Raw genomic sequence first — 17,343 nt, forward strand, 5'->3', positions numbered from 1 at the left:
AGCCAACTTCAGTAGCTCTCTTGCGTCACAGCATCGCTATCGGCTTTGTCACCGCAGTAGACTATGCTCGGCTGAGGCGCTTTCGCTATGGTGGGGACCATATTTAGGCTTTTAGATTCCTGATTCGACTGGGGCTTGTCTCTGGCCTCGCCGCTATAGCGGCCCGTTGATCATCGAGGCGCTCTACCATTCGTTGCCGGGATCTGCATTCTGAGCGGTCTTCACGCGTCCCGTTGACGGCCCGGTCAGATGCGCCGCCAGTCCATCTGGCGGCATTGCGAATTAGTACGACTGGCTTGTCGGTCGGAAAAGAATCTCGTTGATATCGACTTCCGCGGGCTGGCTAATAGCGTACACTACTGCCCGCGCGAACGCGTCTGCAGGGATAGCCTGCTGATAAACCTGGCTCATCCCCGCTGCCACGTCGGGGTCTGTGATCGTCTGCGTGAGCTCGGTCGCAACGGCCCCCGGAGAAATGATCGTCGTCCGGATGTTATAGGGCTTTACTTCTTGACGTAGTCCCTCCGAGATAGCCCGGACGGCGTGCTTCGTGGCTGCGTATACCGTTCCGCCAGGCCCTACCTTGTGCCCGGCCACCGACGAGACGTTGATAATATGACCGCTCTTTTGTTTGATCATCTGCGGTAGGGCCGCGGCGATACCGTACAGCACGCCCTTGATGTTCACGTCGATCATGCGGTCCCATTCGTCCACATGCAGGCGCTCCAGCATTGAGCTGGGCATCAGGCCGGCGTTGTTCAGCATCACGTCAATGCGACCGTATTTCTGCACCGCGTGATCGACTAGACGCTGAACCTCGGCACGCTGCGTCACGTCTGTTTCAATCGCCGACTCTTCGCCTGCGTTGATTTCGCCAGCGAGTTGCCTCAACCGATCGACACGGCGGGCGCCAAGTACCAGTTTCGCTCCGAGCCTTGCCAGGTGTCGTGCAGTCTCTTCGCCGAGACCACTGCTCGCGCCTGTGATCACGACGACTTTGCCGTTGATGTTATCGGTCATATCAGTTTTCCTTGAATGGTGAGAGAGTTCCCGCCGAGCCTGATGGCAAAGCATCTTCAATCGTTACATTGATCGGCCGGCGACTGTGAGTGATCGAACACCGCCTGATACGGTCTCGCCTACGCTCACGCGCCCGGGCGAGTACGGAAATTTTTGGTGGTGCTTCGCTACATTGCCCCATGGCGCGTTGTACGTCGGATAGGCCGGATTTGCCGCGCAGCCAGCCGACGCGTCAGGCGTCGACAGACGTCCGAAGGTGCTGATCTTTTCGATGGCGGCATACTCAAGGCAGCGGAAAGACAGCGATCGCGGACGCCCGGCTTCCACGGGTGCAATCCTCTACGCGTTGCGGTGACACAGCGCAGAAACGACGTCTCGCGGCCGCCTTTCTCATTTCTGTTCGCCGCTGTGCAGATACTGCTCGTCAGTAACCTTTTCAAGCCACACTACGTTCTTGCCGTCGAGCGCTTCCAGAATCGCTATGTGCGTCATGGCGGTAGTCGGGGTGGCGCCGTGCCAATGCTTATGGCCGGGCGGACTTCAGATGACGTCACCGGCGCGGATCTCAACGCGCGGTTCGCCTTCGCATTGAGTCCAACCGCATCCCGCCATCACGACCAGCGTTTGGCCTAGCGGATGGGTATGCCAGGCGGTGCGCGCGCCCGGCTCGAATGTGACGCTGCCGCACGATACGCGGGCGCGCGGGCGCGGAGCGTTGAGGGGGATCGATTCGAACGGTGCCGGTGAACCATTCGTCCGGCGCGTTCATCGAGGGCTGCGATCCTGCGGGTTTTAGTTCCATGATGCTCTCCTTCAGAATGCTATCTAACGGCGGAGCAGCCCCGTGCATGACCAATGTATAGGCTCGCTATTGACGTGACTAGATGGCAAACTCGGCATAGCCTTATGCAGAGGAGCATCAATGAAAGAAGATCTAAATGACCTGACTGCCTTTCTGGCGGTCGCGAGGGAGCGCAACTTCACCCGAGCTGCGGCGCAAATCGGCGTATCGCAGTCCGCGCTGAGCCGCACAGTGCGCGCCTTGGAACAGAGGATGGGGCTTGCCCTGCTGACGCGCACGACGAGGAGTGTTTCATTGACGGATGCGGGCGAACGGCTGGTGTCGACCATTGCACCGCGGCTGGAAGAGATAGACGCGGAACTCGATTCTTTGCGTGCAATGACCAATCGTCCCGCCGGTACCGTACGGATTACTACCACCGACTATGCAGCGCACGCTTATGTGTGGCCGCGGGTGCAGACCATACTGCGTGAGTATCCAGAACTGAAGATAGAACTCGTGAACGATTATGGGTTATCGGACATTGTGGCAGACCGCTATGACATCGGCGTAAGACTCGGAGACCAAGTTGCTCAGGACATGATCGCGGCGCGCATTGGATCCGATATGACGATGGCTATCGTTGGCTCGCCCAAGTATCTGGAGTCACGGGCAGAGACCAGGGTCCCTCAAGATCTGATGCTTCACAATTGCATCAACCTGCGATTGCCTACCAGGAATTCGCTACTTACATGGGAGCTTAGAAAGGGCAGGCGCCAGTTGCAAGTTCGAGTCGATGGACAACTGACGTTCAACAATGTGTACCAGATAGTGGAAGCGGCCTTAGGTGGATTCGGGCTCGCATACGTGCCCAAGGATCTGGTCGAACGGTACGTAGAGTCCAACCGTCTGAGTTGGGTGCTTGAGGACTGGTTTCCAACCTTTGTCGGACATCACGTCTATTACCCGAGTCGCCGTAAGTCCTCGCGCGCCGTCGAACTTGTCGTGGAGGCGCTGAAATCGGGTTATCAGGGCCGGGCAGTGACCACACCGAACGGCACCATCGATGCACCGCGGCAGCGGCACCAGCGCGCAAATGGAATCGGTTGAGCGGCGGTGCAAGCTGGCTGCAGGGAAAAAAGGCGCTATTGGAGGAACAGCGGTCATGGCATTGTGCCCGCCTTGCTGAACCGAACGAATTCGCGTCCATGGACTGCCGTCAGTGGGAAATAATCGCGCTCGCGAAAGCGAAGCGCCAGTGTCTACCCAGAGTGCGGGCCTGCATAAAGCGCTAGCGGGTCGTCAGTCGCGACTACTTTCCTCAGTGCTGGAACTTTCGGCGCAATGGCGCGCGAATCAGGAACTGATGGTTGTCAAACGAGTTGCCCCAGATTGCCGATGTCGGCCACTGGTTTGGAGAGGAATAGTCGATCGGGTATGACACCTGTTGATAGGGCAGCGCGCGTCCGGGAACTCATCTACAGACGCACCCATCTGAGTTGTGTTCGGGCGTGGGATCGCTGGTTCCGATCGTTTGCGCATGGGCGTTGGTAGCGCCTTTACCTATTAGACAGTCATAACGCTAACCGTCAGAAAGGCTGATACGCATTCAGTGCACCTACGTCAAAATTATTGAAGCGGGCAGTGCTGCCGCTGAGCGCAGCGTTGAGGTTCGCATACTGAATATTCGCAAACGAGGCCCGAAAGAAAATCCGCGATATACGGGGTCACGTACCGTGGGCAAGTGGTGCGGGAATGAGTTCGCTTGCGTGCTGCTGCTTGGCGTTGTCGACATAGGGAGGGACACTCGGTGGGGCGAGAGAGAGCGCCTACAAGGGCGCGACGCAGCGGTGCTCAACTTGCGTGGCGAAAGACAGTTCACGCGTGCCGCCATGTGTCCCCGCCGTCCCGGCAGAAATCGACCTCCCAGACCGCCGTACAAGGGCGGGGGAGCGGCGGCACAGTGGGCATGTGATGCAAGCGACTCTCCGCGCGCATGCGTTCAAGGCGGAGGCCCTTTCGAGGCGTGGATGTCCGCGGCGTGGACACGTTTCGTATCTGTGAACGACACCCGCCGAAGGCTCCGCCGAATGAGCAGCTCCTGCTGCCTTGCGAAGTAGCGGATCAGCGGCCGGCGGCGCCATTCGCTGGCAGCCGCGGCCCGTTGTCGTGTCGACGGCATGAAGCTTGCCTTGCCCAGAGCGACTGGATTCGCGGCGAAGGACCGAACAGTGGACGGTCTGCGGTGGGGTTTCCACAAGCGCCTCGCTGCAACCCGCGCGTTCATGCGAAGAAGACCGTAAGCGTCGATTACGTCCCGCAGCCCCAACGCACGCCGTCGATCGCGGTCTGCACCGAAGGTGCTGACCTGGTCCGTGGCGACGTCTCTAGAAGGCCCGCCTGCACTTGGCTTCGCGCATATTCGCGGAACCGTTCATGGTGACAATCGCCTTACGGAACCGGCCAACGTTACGTAATCACAGGAATCGTCGATCGATGAAGAGGTATCAGTCGTGAAAATTGGCTATATCGGCTTGGGCGCTATGGGCAAACCTCTTGCGTTGAGGCTTGTTGACAAATACGAACTGCATGTTTGGGACCTGAATCCCAAAGCCTGTGCCGAGGCGCAGCGGTGTGGCGCGCATGTCGCGCCGTCCGTTCGTGAGCTAGCGGTTTGCTGCGACGTCATACTGCTTTGTTTGCCCCGGTCAGAAAACGTACGACAGGCGGTGCTCGGCCCGGACGGACTGGTGCATGGACTCGCTGCTGGCAAGGTCATCATCGACCAGACGAGCGGCGTGCCTGCGGAGACACGCTCGATCGCCGCGCAGCTTGCGCAACGCGGCGTCGCGATGCTCGATGCGCCGGTGGCAGGAGGCGTTCCTGCTGCGCAGGCGGGAAGGATCACCATCATGGTTTCGGGGGAGCAGGATGCATTCGAGCGTGCGTCTGCGATCCTCCGAACCATCAGCCCGAACGTGTTTTACTGCGGCGAGCGCGTCGGTGACGGACAAGCCATCAAGCTGCTCAACAACGTAATGAACGCGGCTTGCCGCATCTCGACCCTTGAGGCCGTGGCGTTCGGAACAAAGTTGGGTCTGTCGCTGGAAACGCTCGCGACCGTGCTCAATAACAGCTCGGCAAGAAGCCGCATTACGCAAAGCGTCTTGCCTGCGCTCGTCCAGAGCAAGTCAGCTACCGATTTTGCGCTGAGTCTCATGGTGAAGGATGTCCGCCAGGCGACAGAACTCGGGTTACAAACCGGTGTGCCTATGCCGCTTTCCGGGATTGCACTCGGCTTGTTGCAGATAGGCGTTAATACGCTTGGCGCAGAGGCGTGTCTCGAGGATGTTCCGCGTTTCATCTTGTCGATGGCTGGCGTGCAGCTGACTGACGAAAAGCTTCGGCAAGCACGCGAGGCGTCGCCTGATGCGTCGCTCGACGCGGATACGTTGTCGATCGGTTACGTCGGGCTAGGGTCGCTGCAGGTAGCGATGGTCCGCCGGATCATGCTGTTTCGCGAGATCCATGTCTTCGGCTCCGATCCGGAGCTCGTAAGCGAACTGGAGGCCGAGGGGGCAATCGCGACACCAGACCTTCGTTCGCTTCTAACTGAGTGCGACGTAATCATCATCGGCGCGGATTCGGCCGCCGTATTCGCGGGAATGCTGGCCAACAAAGACGTGTGGGAGCGGCCAGGCCAGCGGTGCAGGATGGTCGTGGATCAGACGGACGGTGAACCTTTTGCGGCTAATAGTGAGAGCGAGGAGCTGCGAGCGCTTGGCGTCACGCTGGTGGACGCGCCGGTTTCCGCTGATATGGAAGAGGTGATTGCAGGAGGCGCCAGCATATTTTGCGGCGGGCCGCAGAGGGCTTGTGCGCTCGTGCGGCCGGTTCTGGAGCTCATCAGTTCAAACGTCGTGTACTGCGGCAGCATCGGTAGTGGTCGCCTGGCCAACATTGTCCAGAACGTCTTGTACGCGTGCAACCGGCTCATTGCATACGAAGCGGTCGCCGTGGGTGTCAGCCTCGGATTGAAAGTCGCCGACATCGCCAAGGTAATCAACCACGGTTCAGGATGGAGCTACGCCTTCGAGCGTATTCTCGACACGCTGGCATCTAACGGAAGGTGTACCGCATTGCGTCTCGGGGACGTGGCCAGCAAGCTCGTTCTGGCGAGCCGCTACGCTGCCAACTGCGGCGCTCCCCTGGTGATGGCAAACGCAGTGCGCAACACGTTTCAGGCGGTATGTAATGAACTGAACTATGACGACAATCTCGACGCGATGGCGCGGTGCGTCGAGACGCGCGCGAAGGTCCAATTTGCATCCACTGACGATAGCAGCTGATAGGCTCAAGAGGCGGGACCGCATGATGCGCGTGAAGGGTGTGACGACCTGCACTCGGCCAAAGCGCTTAGCGCCTTGGCCGGCGTTCGGCGAAGACTTCTTCAAGCGGAACCTGCTCGACTTGTCGCTGTAGGACGCGCCGCGCGCACGTATACTGTGCGCACAAAAAGTGGCCCTACACAGTAAGCGTCCGGTGATGGCATCTTGAATCGACGCAGCAGCCTTGGGAGCATCGTGTCCACTAACGAATAGGTGGACAAGTGAACACTATTGACCAGGATGCCGTTTCAGGGCGCCGCAAACGGCGGCGATACACGGATGAATTCAAAGCGGAAGTAGTGGCTGCCTGCCAACGACCAGGCGTGTCGGTTGCCGCGATCGCGTTGATGCATAAACTGAACGCTAACTTGCTGCGGCGTTGGTTGGAGAAAGCCGAGAGCGGCGCGACGACGACGGGCAGTGACGTCGTGGCAATGAAGCCGTCAGAAGCGGCACCCATACCACCTGCTTTCGTCCCACTTCAACTGAGCGACGCGAATGGTCATCAAAGGGAAATCCGCGTCGAGGTACGGCGCGGCCAACAATCGATCACGGTCAGTTGGCCGACATCAGACTCGGCCCAGTGCGCAGCGTGGTTACGCGAGTGGCTGAAGTGATCCGCATCGACGAGGCGTGGCTCGCTGTGGACCCGCTGGACATGCGAGCGGGTTTCGATACAGTACTCGCGCGCGTGGTCGCTGTGTTTGACGCGGCTCATCCCCACCACGCCTATCTCTTCACCAACCGTCGGGCCAACCGCATGAAGGTGCTCGTGCACGACGGAATCGGAATCTGGCTGGCAGCACGACGGCTGAACCAGGGACAATTCGTCTGGCCGCAGCCCGGAACCGACACGCGTCGGGCGATCACGCAGGAGCAGCTGGCCGGACTCGTGCTCGGATTGCCGTGGCAGCGCATTGGCCAGGACGGCGTGATTCGCGTGGTGTGAGCCGGCCCGCGGCAATCGGTGCGTGTGCCAATACCCTTGTCGCACGGGCTTTGGCACACTATCGGTCATGATCGACAGGACACACCTCCAGGACATGGGCGCAGACGAACTGCGTGCGCTCGCCCTGGAATTGATGACGGAAGTTCAGGCACAACAACACATCGTCGATCGCACGGAAGCAGCACTACGATTCAGCGACGCGAAGCTCGCGCAACTCACGCACGAGATGGCCATACTTAAACGCTGGAAGTTTGCGGCCCGAAGCGAGAAGCTCGGTCACGAGCAGCAAAGCTTGCTCGATGAAGCTATCGATGCCGACCTGGCCGCCATCGAACTCGAGCTGGAGACGCTGTCCACCGAGCCAAAGACCAAAGACGCGCCGAACCGACCGCGCCGGGCGCCGCTTCCGGCGAACCTTCCACGTGTCAATGTCCATCACGATCCCGAGTCGACCGTCTGCGGCTGTGGCTGTGAGCTCAAACGCATCGGCGAGGATGTCAGCGAGAAGCTCGATTACACGCCGGGCGTGTTCACCGTCGAGCGTCATGTTCGTGGCAAATGGGTGTGCGCTCGCTGTGAAACCTTAACTCAGGCACCGGTGCCGGCGCACGTCATCGATAAGGGCATTCCGACAGCGGGCCTGCTGGCTCACATGCTTGTTTCGAAACACGGCGATCACCTTCCGCTGTACAGACAGGAACGCATCTTCGCGCGTGCCGGCCTGGCCATTCCCCGCTCGACGCTGGGCCAATGGGTGGGCACATGTGGCGTTCAACTGCAGCCGTTAGTTGACGCGCTGAAAGAGAAGATCCTGAAGCATCGCGTGTTGCACGCCGACGAGACACCGATTTCGATGCTTAGTCCGGGAAAGGGGAAGACGCATCGCGCTTATCTCTGGACTTATTGCCCCGGGGCATTCGAACAGATGAAGGCGGTTGTCTACGACTTCGCCGAGAGCCGCGCCGGCGAACATGCGCGCGCTTTCCTCGATCCATGGCGCGGCCACCTGGTGTGCGATGACTTCGCAGGTTATAAGCAGCTGTTTGCCCAGGGCGTGACCGAGGTTGGTTGCCTGGCCCACGCGCGCCGTAAGTTCTACGACTTGCATGTTGCCAGTCGAAGCCAGATTGCCGGAGATGCCTTGCGCTACATCAGCCAGCTGTACGATGTCGAACGCGAGGCTCGTGATCTCTCCCCCGAGAATCGATTGGAACTTCGCCAACGATGCGCGCGTCCCGTCGCCGAAGCATTGCACACCTGGATGGTTCTGCAGCGTGCACACGTGAACGAAGGTTCGTCCATAGCGAAGGCGCTCGATTACAGTCTGCGGCGGTGGGCAGCGCTCACCCGATATCTCGACGATCCGCAGCTTCCCGTTGATATCAATTGGTGCGAGAACCAAATAAGGCCGATTGCCGTCAGCAGAGGGAACTGGCTCTTCGCGGGTTCCGCGCGAGCAGGCAAGCGATCAGCTGCAGTGATGAGTCTCATCCAGTCGGCCAAGCTTAATGGGCACGATCCCTATGCCTATCTGAAGGACATCCTGACGCGGCTCCCTACCCAGCCCGCTAGCCGCCTCGATGAGCTGTTGCCACATCTCTGGCAGCCTCAGCTTCAACAGTAGCCTGACGTTGGCCGCCAAACCCCTGGGATCACCGGGCGCTTACCCTACACAGTCGAAAGTGGATGGAAAATGTTGTGCTGGTTGGATCTGACAGGACAACGCAATGACTGCCTGGGACCAGAGACCTCAGTCTCGGTACCGCCACCAGTTCGGCGTCCGACGAGCGCGTTAGTGGTGCCGTACGTGAAACAACATTATTGGGCCGCGTGCCCGCTGGCCCAGAGGGAAATGGGTGCCGTGCCGTTACGGTTCCGGACTATGCACGTCTATTGGCGGCTGAGCTGCGCGGGGCCTGCGGAGCACTAGCGGGCCGTGTCATGCAATTATGCGGCTGCCGGTCCTTATGTTTACACAGCAGCTGAACGGCCACGCCAGCGGTGCAGGCAACGATCACCGCGCTGACCATGAAGACCGCACGGAGTCCTGCGTGCCCGCCGACCCAACCAAGGGCCGGGCTCCCTATCGCCATCGCCACATCCAGAAAAACGGTGTAAAGGCCCATCGCCATTCCGCGATTCTTGGGCGTTATGCCGCTGACTGCCTCGACGCCGAGCCCCGGATAAACGAGTGAATAACCGAAACCGGCAACGGCCGCCCCTACTGACGCGACCAGGCTCGTCCTGGCGAGCCACATGAGCAGCAGGCCTATGGCTTCGACGATGACGAAGACGGAAGCGACTCTTGCTCCTCCGAAACGGTCGGGAAGATGGCCTCCAATCGCGCGCGCCGCGATCAGTGCGACGCCAAAGGCCGTGAAGGCCATCCACACAGGCTGCCAGTGCATAACGGTAAAGAACAGCGAACTGAACGCCAAAATTGCGCAGTAACCGATACTGGCGAGCGCCGCGCCGAGTCCGGGCAGCCAGACGGCGCTAATGATCGTATTGAAGGAGGCATGTTCCCCGTGGGCGTGCGGCGGGACTGCGGGGGTCCGGACCAGGCAAGCTAGCACCATCAACGGCAGTAGCGCGGTCACAAGGGCGATCGCTAAAAAACCGAACGACGTGTAGAGAATGGTCCCAATGGGACCGCCCAGCGCCATTGCTGCGAACATGGCTGTTCCTACCCACGCGATGACTTTCCCGGCATGTTGGCTGTGGACGAGACCAAGCCCCCAGGCGACGCCCCCGGTAATGATGAAGCTTTCCGCTCCGCCGAGAACCGCACGGCCGACAAGCAGGATTGAAACGGAGAGCGTCGGTACCTTCACGAAGGCGAGCGACAGCGAGTACAGCAGCCCTGCCGCGGCTGCGGCAATGAGGCCGATGAGCACGCCGCGCTTTGCGCCGCGTCTGTCGGAATATGATCCCGCCCAGACACGCGAGAACAGCGACGCGGCGAACTGCGCACCGGCCACGAGGCCAACAACGAATGGACCGAACCCCAGATCGTTGTTCACGTGTAAGGGCAGTACCGGAAGCGCTACACCGATGATGAGGAAGCCGGCGAGCACTGCGGCCATCACCGGCACTAGCGTTGCAACAACGGACTGCCCGGCAGCTTCCGCTGAAGGTGACTCAGCCATACGATGCGCCTCTACATTACGTATCCGGGGATTTCTTATAAAGCGTCTGAGAGTGTGCCTCGCTATTCGGACGATAGCCGCTTCGACTGCGATCTGCGCGCGGTGTCAATGGGCGGTGAAGCCCCCATCCACGGGCAGGCCAACGCCGATCACAAAGCTCGCCCCCGGACTGCACAGCCACAGTACCGCGGCAGCAACTTCCTCAGGCCGACCGAGTCGCCCGATAGACTGCTCTTTCATGATGTCGGCCATGACTTCCGACTGCCCCTTTAGCATGTCCTGCACCATTGGGGTATCGATCGTGCCAGGGCACACCGCGTTAATCCGTACGCCACGGGGTGCGTACTCCACGCCGGCGCTTTTGGTCATGCCTAGAACTGCGTGCTTGGTACCGTGATAAGACGCACGCCCAGGCAAGCCGACCAATCCACCGAGGGAGGAGCAGTTCACGATTGCACCCGAGCCTTGCGCGCGCATGATGCGCAACTCGTGCTTCATACAAACCCATACACCGAACTGGTTCACCGCAGTGACACGATGGAAGCTGTCCGCTGGCTCGTCGGCAGCATCGCTTGGCGGCACCTGGATGCCTGCGTTATTGAAGGCCATATCCAGAGCGCCGAATTCGGCCACTGTTCGGTCAACCGCGGCGGCCACCTGATCCTCGTCCGTCACGTCGCAGTCGACGCCGATGGCAATGCCGCCTTCCTTAACGATCTGTGCCGCCTGCTGTCTCGCGAGATCGCCGTCGCGGTCTGCCAGCACGACTGACGCGCCGCTTTGCGCAAACGCGCGGGCCGTGGCCAGGCCCATGCCCATTGCCGCTCCCGTCACGAACCCAACTTTTCCCTTGAAGTCGTAGATGACATTCATGGCTTGCTCCTTTTCATGTGAAGTTCTGGACGTCCTGACCCATCCGTCAGTGATCCTTCCGAATCGTTACCTTCAGCGGGCCCGACGTTTTCAGTGAATCGACGCCCTCCGGCGCTATGCGGCCGAGCTTCACGAGACCGTCGGCATATTGGAATTGCTTATGAAAGATCGCCAGATTGCCCCAAGGCGCATAGTAGGTCAGGTCGCCGGCGTCGGCATTGCATTCCGCCGGTGCGTCCTCAGTCGAAAGGCGTCTCGGCAGATCGCTGACCTTTTCCGTCGCGGCATAGTCCTGCAACGTGAGGGAAAGCGGAAGCAAGGACGCGAAATCGCGCGCCGCTGAACTGTCGTCCAGTTCAGCGCTAACCGCTCCGAAGCCTTCGATGTCGATCACAAGCTGCATCGCTGCCTCACGCCGGGCGCTTTGAAAACACGTCCTTGAACACCGGCATCGCCGAAAAGACGTTCGGCCATCCGGCGTAGAACGCCAATTGCGTCAGCACTTCGGACGCTTCGTTTTGGCTCAACCCATTGTCCATCGCGCGGTTCAGGTGATAGGGAATCTGTGCGACCTGACCGTTTGCGACGAGCGCGCTGACCGTCACCATGCTGCGGTCTCGCGGCGCGAGCCCCGGACGAAGCCAGAGGTCGCGGAACAGCGCATCGGTCGTGTACTCGACCACGCCAGGCGCGACCGCCCCGAAGCTTTCCCCGACCACTTGCGCGCGTTGGTTTTCGGCTGCCTGGTTCAAAGGCAGCAGCGTCACATCGGCAGGAGGGATCTGATCGGGGCCGATGCCGCGCTCATCGAAGATGTGCTTGGCGACGCCCGAAGCGGCAGTAGCATTGGCCCACCCCGAGTAGAAGGCCAGGTGAGCGATCATCTCCGAAATTTCAGCAGGCTTCACGCCGTTGTCGAGGGCAAGCCTGAAATGAAACGGCATTTCGACGGTTTGGCCGCGAGCGATCAGCACCGAAAGCGTCACGACACTTCGGTCGCGCGGCGAGAGTTGCGGCCGTTTCCACAGACCGGCGAGCACAGTCTGCGTCGTATAGCGCTCGAAGGCTGGCGAAACCGACTTCAGGTCGGCGAGGGATGGCGGTTGCATGGTTTCAGTCCTTTGCGTATGTGCGCAGCCGGACGCGAGGATCGCGAGACCTGCCGCTGCGATGTGCTGCGACAGGTGGAGGACTCTGTTTTTACGGCTTGCTGTATTGCTCATCGGTGACCTGTTCGAGCCAGTTGACGTTTTTGCCATCAAGCGCCTCCTGAAGCGCGATGTGAGTCATACCGGTCGTGGACGTCGCGCCGTGCCAGTGTTTGACGCCAGCGGGGACCGACACGACGTCGCCGGCGACGATCTGCTGCCGCTCGTGGCCCGATTGTTGAACCCAGCCGCGTCCAGACGTGACGATCAGCGTCTGACCGAGAGGGTGCGTGTGCCAGGCAGCACGGGCGCCCGGCTCGAAGGTGACCATGCCGCCGGACAGGCGTGAAGGCGGCAGCGGTTGAAAGAGCGGATCGATGCGAACCTGGCCAGTAAAACGCTGCGTTCCGCCCTGCACGGAAGGCTGCGACCCGCTGTGCGTGACTCTTATACCTTGGAGCTCCGCAGCGGCGACGGGTGCCGCCAGCGGAGCGCAGCTCAGCGCACAGACGCCAATGATTGCCGCCAGCTTCATCATTTCTGCCCGCCGCTGCCGAGGTACTGCTCGTCTGTCACTTTCTCCAGCCAGTTGACGTTCTTGCCGTCAAGCGCTTCCTGAATGGCGATGTGCGTCATCGAAGTCGTCGATGTGGCGCCGTGCCAGTGCTTATGGCCGGGCGGGCACCAGATGACGTCGCCCGCGCGGATCTCCACGCGCGTCTCGCCTTCGCATTGCGTCCAGCCGCAGCCGGCCGTCACAAGTAGCGTCTGACCGAGTGGGTGCGTGTGCCATGCGCTACGCGCGCCGGGCTCAAACGTGATGCTTGCGCAGGAGACTCGCGCCGGAGGAGGTGGAGCGTTCAGCGGGTCTATCCGCACCGTGCCCGTGAACCATTCTTCGGGGCCTTGCATAGAGGGCTGGGAGCCCACGCGCTTGAGTTCCATAGTCGTACCTTTTCAACGTTTGAAATGGTTTATGTGGGCGAAGATAGGGCTTTCTGGCAATGCCTACGGCCAGGACAAGACGCCAACGCATAGCGGAAAGCGTCGTTCGCAATACGACGTCCAGTGTAGACTCCGATCCTGCATCGGATAAGATGGCAAAAGCGGCATGCACTTATGCACGAGGGGCATAAATGATTGGAGAAAGTGTGAACGACCTGTGTGCCTCTTTACAACGGTTACACGAGAGCGGAATTCCACTCGGGGCGCGGCTCAGTTAGGCGTGTCTCAGCCCGCGCATCTTCGCCTTCCCACTCGAGAATCCTTGACGTCTTGGTCTCTGCGCAAGGGAATCAGGGAGTGCAAGTTCGCGTCGACGGGCAACTCGTATTTAACTCGACGTATCAAATGCTCGATGCCGCTGTGGAAGATTCAGGCTGCCTATTTGCCGAAGGATCTCACGGAGGAGCACGTACGCGCCGGACGGCTGGTCGGGATGTTTGAGAGCTGGTTCCAACCTATGTTGGATATCACTTTTACTAGGCGAGTCCCCGTCGGACGTCAACGGCTGTTTCGCTAGTCATCGCCTCGCTGAAACAGTCATACTGATAGACGTCGCGTCGCTTTCACACACAAGACGCTCGACCGTACCTGTATTTGCCGAAGACAGACCGGTGTCCGCTCGAATGACACTGAGTCGGGTCCGCCACGTAGATTTTTGATGCACAGATCGACGGGGCACGGAGAATACAAACTGTCCAAACCTTTCGCACAAGGTTGGGCCGGATAGCGGGGTGCGAGCGCGCATTACCGATCCTGCGTTCGATCACACCGAATGTCGTCGCTGAGGCGTTCGCGTCAGCAACGCCCAAGCTGCCAGCGATTGGCGTTACGTGGGTCATACGCTGACCGACGACCACCATGGGCTGGTGGTCAATGCCCGGGTGAGCTGTGCTCACGGACATGCCGACCGGGAAGCGGCCAAGGTCATGATCAACGATGCCGCCGCGACGGCGCGTTACTGACGGTTCGGGCGAGACTTTACCAGTTGATGCGGTGCTTTTCCTCGGTTTCGCGGTGGCGCTCTTCGTCGGGCGTGTGCAGGTAGGGGTTGGTACTCGTCAGTGATGCATGACGCAGGTTGTCGCGCACGGTCCGCAGATCGGTGCCGCCGTCGGCCATATGCGATCCGGCGGTGTGGCGCAGCCAGTGCGCGGAGGCCTGTTCGAGCACATCCGCCTGCCCCGCGAATTCGTCGCCGCGCAGCCGGAGTCGCCCGGCCGCGCCGGCAAAAATATCCTTGACGATGGTGTGCAGCGCCGCGCGCGTCAGCGGCTTCATGGATTTGCCCAGCGGCAGCACGAGCGGGGTGTCCTCGTGCCTGGCGGGCAGGGCGGACAGGCCGCGCTCGCGCCGGTAACGGCCAAGTTCAACCATCATTTCCGCCGAGGCGGGCACCAGTCCTTCCTTGTCGCCCTTCCCCAGCACTTCGAGCCACCAGCGCTCATGACCGTCGGCGTCGCGCCGGCAGAAGAAGCCGCCCATCGTGTTGCCGCCCACCTCCGAAATCCGCAGGCCGCCGAGATAGAACAGCGTGAACAGCCACCGCGCGCGCAGGTAGCGCTCCCGCCCGCGCGGCGTGTCCTTCGGCAGGCTGTCGATGTACAGCTTCACTTCCTGCCACAACTCGCGGTCGAGATAGCGTGTGATGCGTGGCTTTGAACGGCGCGCACGCTGGCGCGACAGCGACAGGGGGTTGCCCGCCAGATAGCCGGCTTCCACCAGCCATGCGAACAGTGCGTTGATGATCACCATCGCCTGGTACTGGCTGCTGGGCCGGAGCGTCCTGTAGAACGGTCGCCAGCGCGGATCATGGCGCGGATATTTGCGCCCGTCGTCGGCGACCCAGCGCGCGCGCGGCTGCGGATCCTTCAGGAACGGGCGAAACAGCTGCAGGTCTTCGTGCGTGAGCGACGACAGCGGTTTGCCAAGTTGCACGATTGCCCACAGCAGCAGCCGTTCGGCTTCCTTGCGGTAATTCTCGAAGGTCGTTTTCCTGTCGGCGACCCGCGCGAGCCACGCGCGCACCGCGGCGAGGTCGTCGCGCGCGGCGATCTGCGCGTGGCCGCGCGCGCGGTTGGTGCCGTCGCGGCCGTCGAGACCGGCGGGCAGTTCGAGCACATCGAGGGGGCGCGGTGCGATCAGGGCGGTTTTCATAAGCATTGGGACTGGTGCGGGCGGGATCCGGGTGTCACGCGATATTGTCGCACTTGCCGCCACTGAATCTCAACATTATAGGATTAATGTCAAGATCTGAGCGAACGCGCGTAAGGAGTAGGCCGGTTTACGTAGTAATATTTGACGAAAATTCGCCAATGAGGATCCTCATGAGTGACGTCCTGTCCCCTGACGCGGCGCTGTCCGCCGAGATCGAGCGTCTGAAAGCGGCGCTTCCGAAGACACGCGAGCTCTATCGCGAGGTGTGCGCGCTGCTGTTCTTCCGTTACGGCATCACGCCGACCGCCAACCGCCTGTATCAGCTGGTGCGGCGCGGCAGCATGGGCACGCCGACCGCCGTGCTCGGCGAGTTCTGGGCGGACCTGCGCGAAAAGAGCCGCGTGCGCATTGAGCATCCGGACCTGCCCGCCGATCTCGGTGCCGCCGCCGGCGAACTGGTCGCCACCCTCTGGACGCGCGCCACCGCGTCAGCCGAAGCTGCGCTCGACGCGCTGCGCGGCGAGGTCGAGGCGCAGCGGGCCGCGGCGCAGCAGTCGGTCGCGGCCGCCCGGGACGAACTGGGTCGCACCGAGAGCGCGCTCGAGCAGCGCACCGCTGCGCTGCTGGCCGCGCAGGTTGAGATCCGCGAGCTGGAAAAGGCGCAGGCGGAAGGCCACGCGCAGCGGCAGGCGCTGGAGGCCGAACTTGAACGGATGCGGGCGGCGCTGGCCGCGCGCGACCGCGAGCTGGTGGAGGTCAGGGAAGGGTTTTCGCGTGATCTGGCGAAGCAGCGCGAGGCGGCTGAGCGCGCGGAGGAGCGGCTCCGTGCTTCCGAAAAGCGCGCCCTGCTCGAGATCGACCGCGAGCGCAGTACCGCAACGAAGCTGCAGAAGGAGCTGGACGAAGCCACGCGTCGCACGGACCGGAAGGACGCCGACCATCGCCGTGCATCTGAAGCCATGCAGGCGCAGCTGGGCGACGCGCGTCATCAGGCGGGCGTGCTGCAGGGACACCTCGATGCAATCCGGGCGGCCAACAGCGCGTACGCGCAGGAACTCGAGATCCTGCGGCGCCAGCCGCTCACTGCGCCCGCTTCACGCCCGGAAACCGGGGCGCACCGGAGTTCGCCGCACTCAAAAGGCACAGTCCGGAAGGCCGGGTCAGCCGCCCGCAAGCGACGTGCGTCGAAGGGCTCGGCGACATGAAGAAGGCGCCTGGAAGGCGCAGGCCAGTGGTCTGCCCGCCGATCGGTGCGTTGATGCAATATGGCGACAGGACGGTGCGGGTCGTCGCCGAGGCGGGCGGCCAGCGCGCCATCATCGAGTCGGTCGGCGACGACGGGAGGATTTTTCGCAGTAACCTGAAATGGACGAACCTGCTGGCCCTGACCGGGCAGCTGTTCTGAAACGCGACACGCCAGGCGTCTGCGCGAGTCGGGTAATTGTCTCCGCGACGCGGAGAGTTTTGCTGGCCAGATCCTGCGCGGTCTTACGGCGACGGGTTTGCCGGGATGTGGGGCGTCCTGTAAGGTGTCAGGCTGGGCCACCCAGGTGGGGCGATTGACGTGCGCTCTTCGACAGAAAGGAAATCATGAACAAACAGGAACTCGTTGATACGGTTGCGACAGCAACCGGCAACAGCAAGGTGGCCGTGGCGGCCACCGTCGATGCGATCATCGGCGCAGTGACGGGCGCAGTCGCGAACGGCGAAGCGGTGCAACTGATCGGGTTCGGGACGTTTGCCACCGGTGCGCGCGCGGCCCGGGTTGGCCGTAACCCCGCCACCGGAGCTGAAATGCAGATCGCTGCGGCAAAGACGGTCAAATTCGCGGCGGGCAAGGCATTCAAGGAAGCGGTGAACGCCGGGTGACTGGGGA

General features: G+C 61.4%; 16 protein-coding genes and 2 pseudogenes. 9 read left to right on the plus strand and 9 right to left on the minus strand.

The genetic code is table 11. The features are described from left to right. Positions 1-282: 282 nt before the first annotated feature. Both RW095_RS01020 and RW095_RS01025 read right to left on the minus strand, forming a co-directional pair. A complete protein-coding gene (locus tag RW095_RS01020; protein WP_317015928.1) occupies positions 283-1,020 on the minus strand; it encodes an SDR family oxidoreductase in 738 nt (245 codons plus the stop codon). 390 nt (positions 1,021-1,410) lie between these two features. Further along, positions 1,411-1,822 (minus strand): annotated as a pseudogene (locus RW095_RS01025) ((R)-mandelonitrile lyase). Positions 1,823-1,942: 120 nt separating this feature from the next. Here RW095_RS01025 and RW095_RS01030 point away from each other — a divergent pair. The 5 genes from RW095_RS01030 to tnpC all read left to right on the plus strand — a co-directional run bounded on the left by RW095_RS01030 (position 1,943) and on the right by tnpC (position 8,762). Beyond that, positions 1,943-2,911 (plus strand): LysR family transcriptional regulator, encoded by a 969-nt coding sequence (locus RW095_RS01030; protein WP_317015929.1) that lies wholly within the window; start codon positions 1,943-1,945, stop codon positions 2,909-2,911. Between the two features lie 1,403 nt (positions 2,912-4,314). Beyond that, positions 4,315-6,150 (plus strand): NAD(P)-binding domain-containing protein, encoded by a 1,836-nt coding sequence (locus RW095_RS01035; RefSeq protein ID WP_317015931.1) that lies wholly within the window; start codon positions 4,315-4,317, stop codon positions 6,148-6,150. A gap of 260 nt (positions 6,151-6,410) precedes the next feature. Continuing rightward, positions 6,411-6,806: an IS66-like element accessory protein TnpA gene (tnpA, locus tag RW095_RS01040; protein ID WP_317015932.1), complete on the plus strand. Its 396-nt coding sequence runs from the start codon at positions 6,411-6,413 to the stop codon at positions 6,804-6,806. Then, the gene (gene tnpB, locus RW095_RS01045) at positions 6,794-7,138 is read left to right on the plus strand and encodes an IS66 family insertion sequence element accessory protein TnpB (RefSeq protein WP_154875303.1); all 345 of its coding nucleotides are present in this window, start codon (positions 6,794-6,796) and stop codon (positions 7,136-7,138) included. Before tnpA ends, tnpB begins: the two co-directional genes overlap by 13 nt. A 67-nt stretch (positions 7,139-7,205) precedes the next feature. Then, positions 7,206-8,762, plus strand: a complete 1,557-nt coding sequence (gene tnpC, locus RW095_RS01050; protein WP_317015935.1) for an IS66 family transposase — start codon at positions 7,206-7,208, stop codon at positions 8,760-8,762. A 256-nt stretch (positions 8,763-9,018) separates the two neighbouring features. On the opposite strand, the gene RW095_RS01055 is transcribed toward tnpC, so the two are convergent. From RW095_RS01055 to RW095_RS01080, 6 genes are all read right to left on the minus strand, one after another. Next, positions 9,019-10,287, minus strand: a complete 1,269-nt coding sequence (locus RW095_RS01055) for an MFS transporter (RefSeq protein WP_317015937.1) — start codon at positions 10,285-10,287, stop codon at positions 9,019-9,021. A 105-nt stretch (positions 10,288-10,392) separates the two neighbouring features. After that, on the minus strand, positions 10,393-11,160 hold the full coding sequence (locus RW095_RS01060) for a glucose 1-dehydrogenase (protein WP_317015938.1): 768 nt from the start codon (positions 11,158-11,160) through the stop codon (positions 10,393-10,395). 46 nt (positions 11,161-11,206) lie between these two features. After that, positions 11,207-11,563, minus strand: coding sequence for a cyclophilin-like fold protein (locus RW095_RS01065; RefSeq protein WP_317015940.1), 357 nt, complete (start codon positions 11,561-11,563; stop codon positions 11,207-11,209). Positions 11,564-11,570: 7 nt separating this feature from the next. Then, a complete protein-coding gene (locus RW095_RS01070) occupies positions 11,571-12,269 on the minus strand; it encodes a carboxymuconolactone decarboxylase family protein (protein ID WP_394365023.1) in 699 nt (232 codons plus the stop codon). Positions 12,270-12,360: 91 nt separating this feature from the next. Continuing rightward, complete coding sequence (locus RW095_RS01075) at positions 12,361-12,759, minus strand: (R)-mandelonitrile lyase (protein ID WP_317016680.1); 399 nt, start codon at positions 12,757-12,759, stop codon at positions 12,361-12,363. An 83-nt stretch (positions 12,760-12,842) separates the two neighbouring features. Beyond that, the gene (locus RW095_RS01080; protein WP_317015943.1) at positions 12,843-13,253 is read right to left on the minus strand and encodes a (R)-mandelonitrile lyase; all 411 of its coding nucleotides are present in this window, start codon (positions 13,251-13,253) and stop codon (positions 12,843-12,845) included. Between the two features lie 866 nt (positions 13,254-14,119). On the opposite strand from RW095_RS01080, the pseudogene RW095_RS01085 reads away from it, so the two are divergent. Then, positions 14,120-14,254: pseudogene (locus tag RW095_RS01085) on the plus strand (IS5/IS1182 family transposase); the annotation flags it as partial. 37 nt (positions 14,255-14,291) lie between these two features. On the opposite strand, the gene RW095_RS01090 reads toward RW095_RS01085, so the two are convergent. After that, complete coding sequence (locus RW095_RS01090; protein WP_317015944.1) at positions 14,292-15,467, minus strand: tyrosine-type recombinase/integrase; 1,176 nt, start codon at positions 15,465-15,467, stop codon at positions 14,292-14,294. A gap of 170 nt (positions 15,468-15,637) precedes the next feature. On the opposite strand from RW095_RS01090, the gene RW095_RS01095 reads away from it, so the two are divergent. From RW095_RS01095 to RW095_RS01105, 3 genes are all read left to right on the plus strand, one after another. Further along, a complete protein-coding gene (locus tag RW095_RS01095) occupies positions 15,638-16,672 on the plus strand; it encodes a DNA-binding protein (protein WP_317015945.1) in 1,035 nt (344 codons plus the stop codon). Next, entirely contained in the window at positions 16,669-16,872 is a 204-nt protein-coding gene (locus RW095_RS01100) for a hypothetical protein (RefSeq protein ID WP_317015947.1), read from the plus strand. The genes RW095_RS01095 and RW095_RS01100 overlap by 4 nt, the downstream gene beginning before the upstream one ends. 182 nt (positions 16,873-17,054) lie before the next feature. Then, a complete protein-coding gene (locus tag RW095_RS01105; protein ID WP_394365054.1) occupies positions 17,055-17,336 on the plus strand; it encodes an HU family DNA-binding protein in 282 nt (93 codons plus the stop codon). The last annotated feature ends 7 nt before the right edge of the window (positions 17,337-17,343 follow it).

The organism is Paraburkholderia kirstenboschensis (genome assembly GCF_032806925.1).
In the GTDB taxonomy this organism is placed as follows: domain Bacteria; phylum Pseudomonadota; class Gammaproteobacteria; order Burkholderiales; family Burkholderiaceae; genus Paraburkholderia; species Paraburkholderia kirstenboschensis.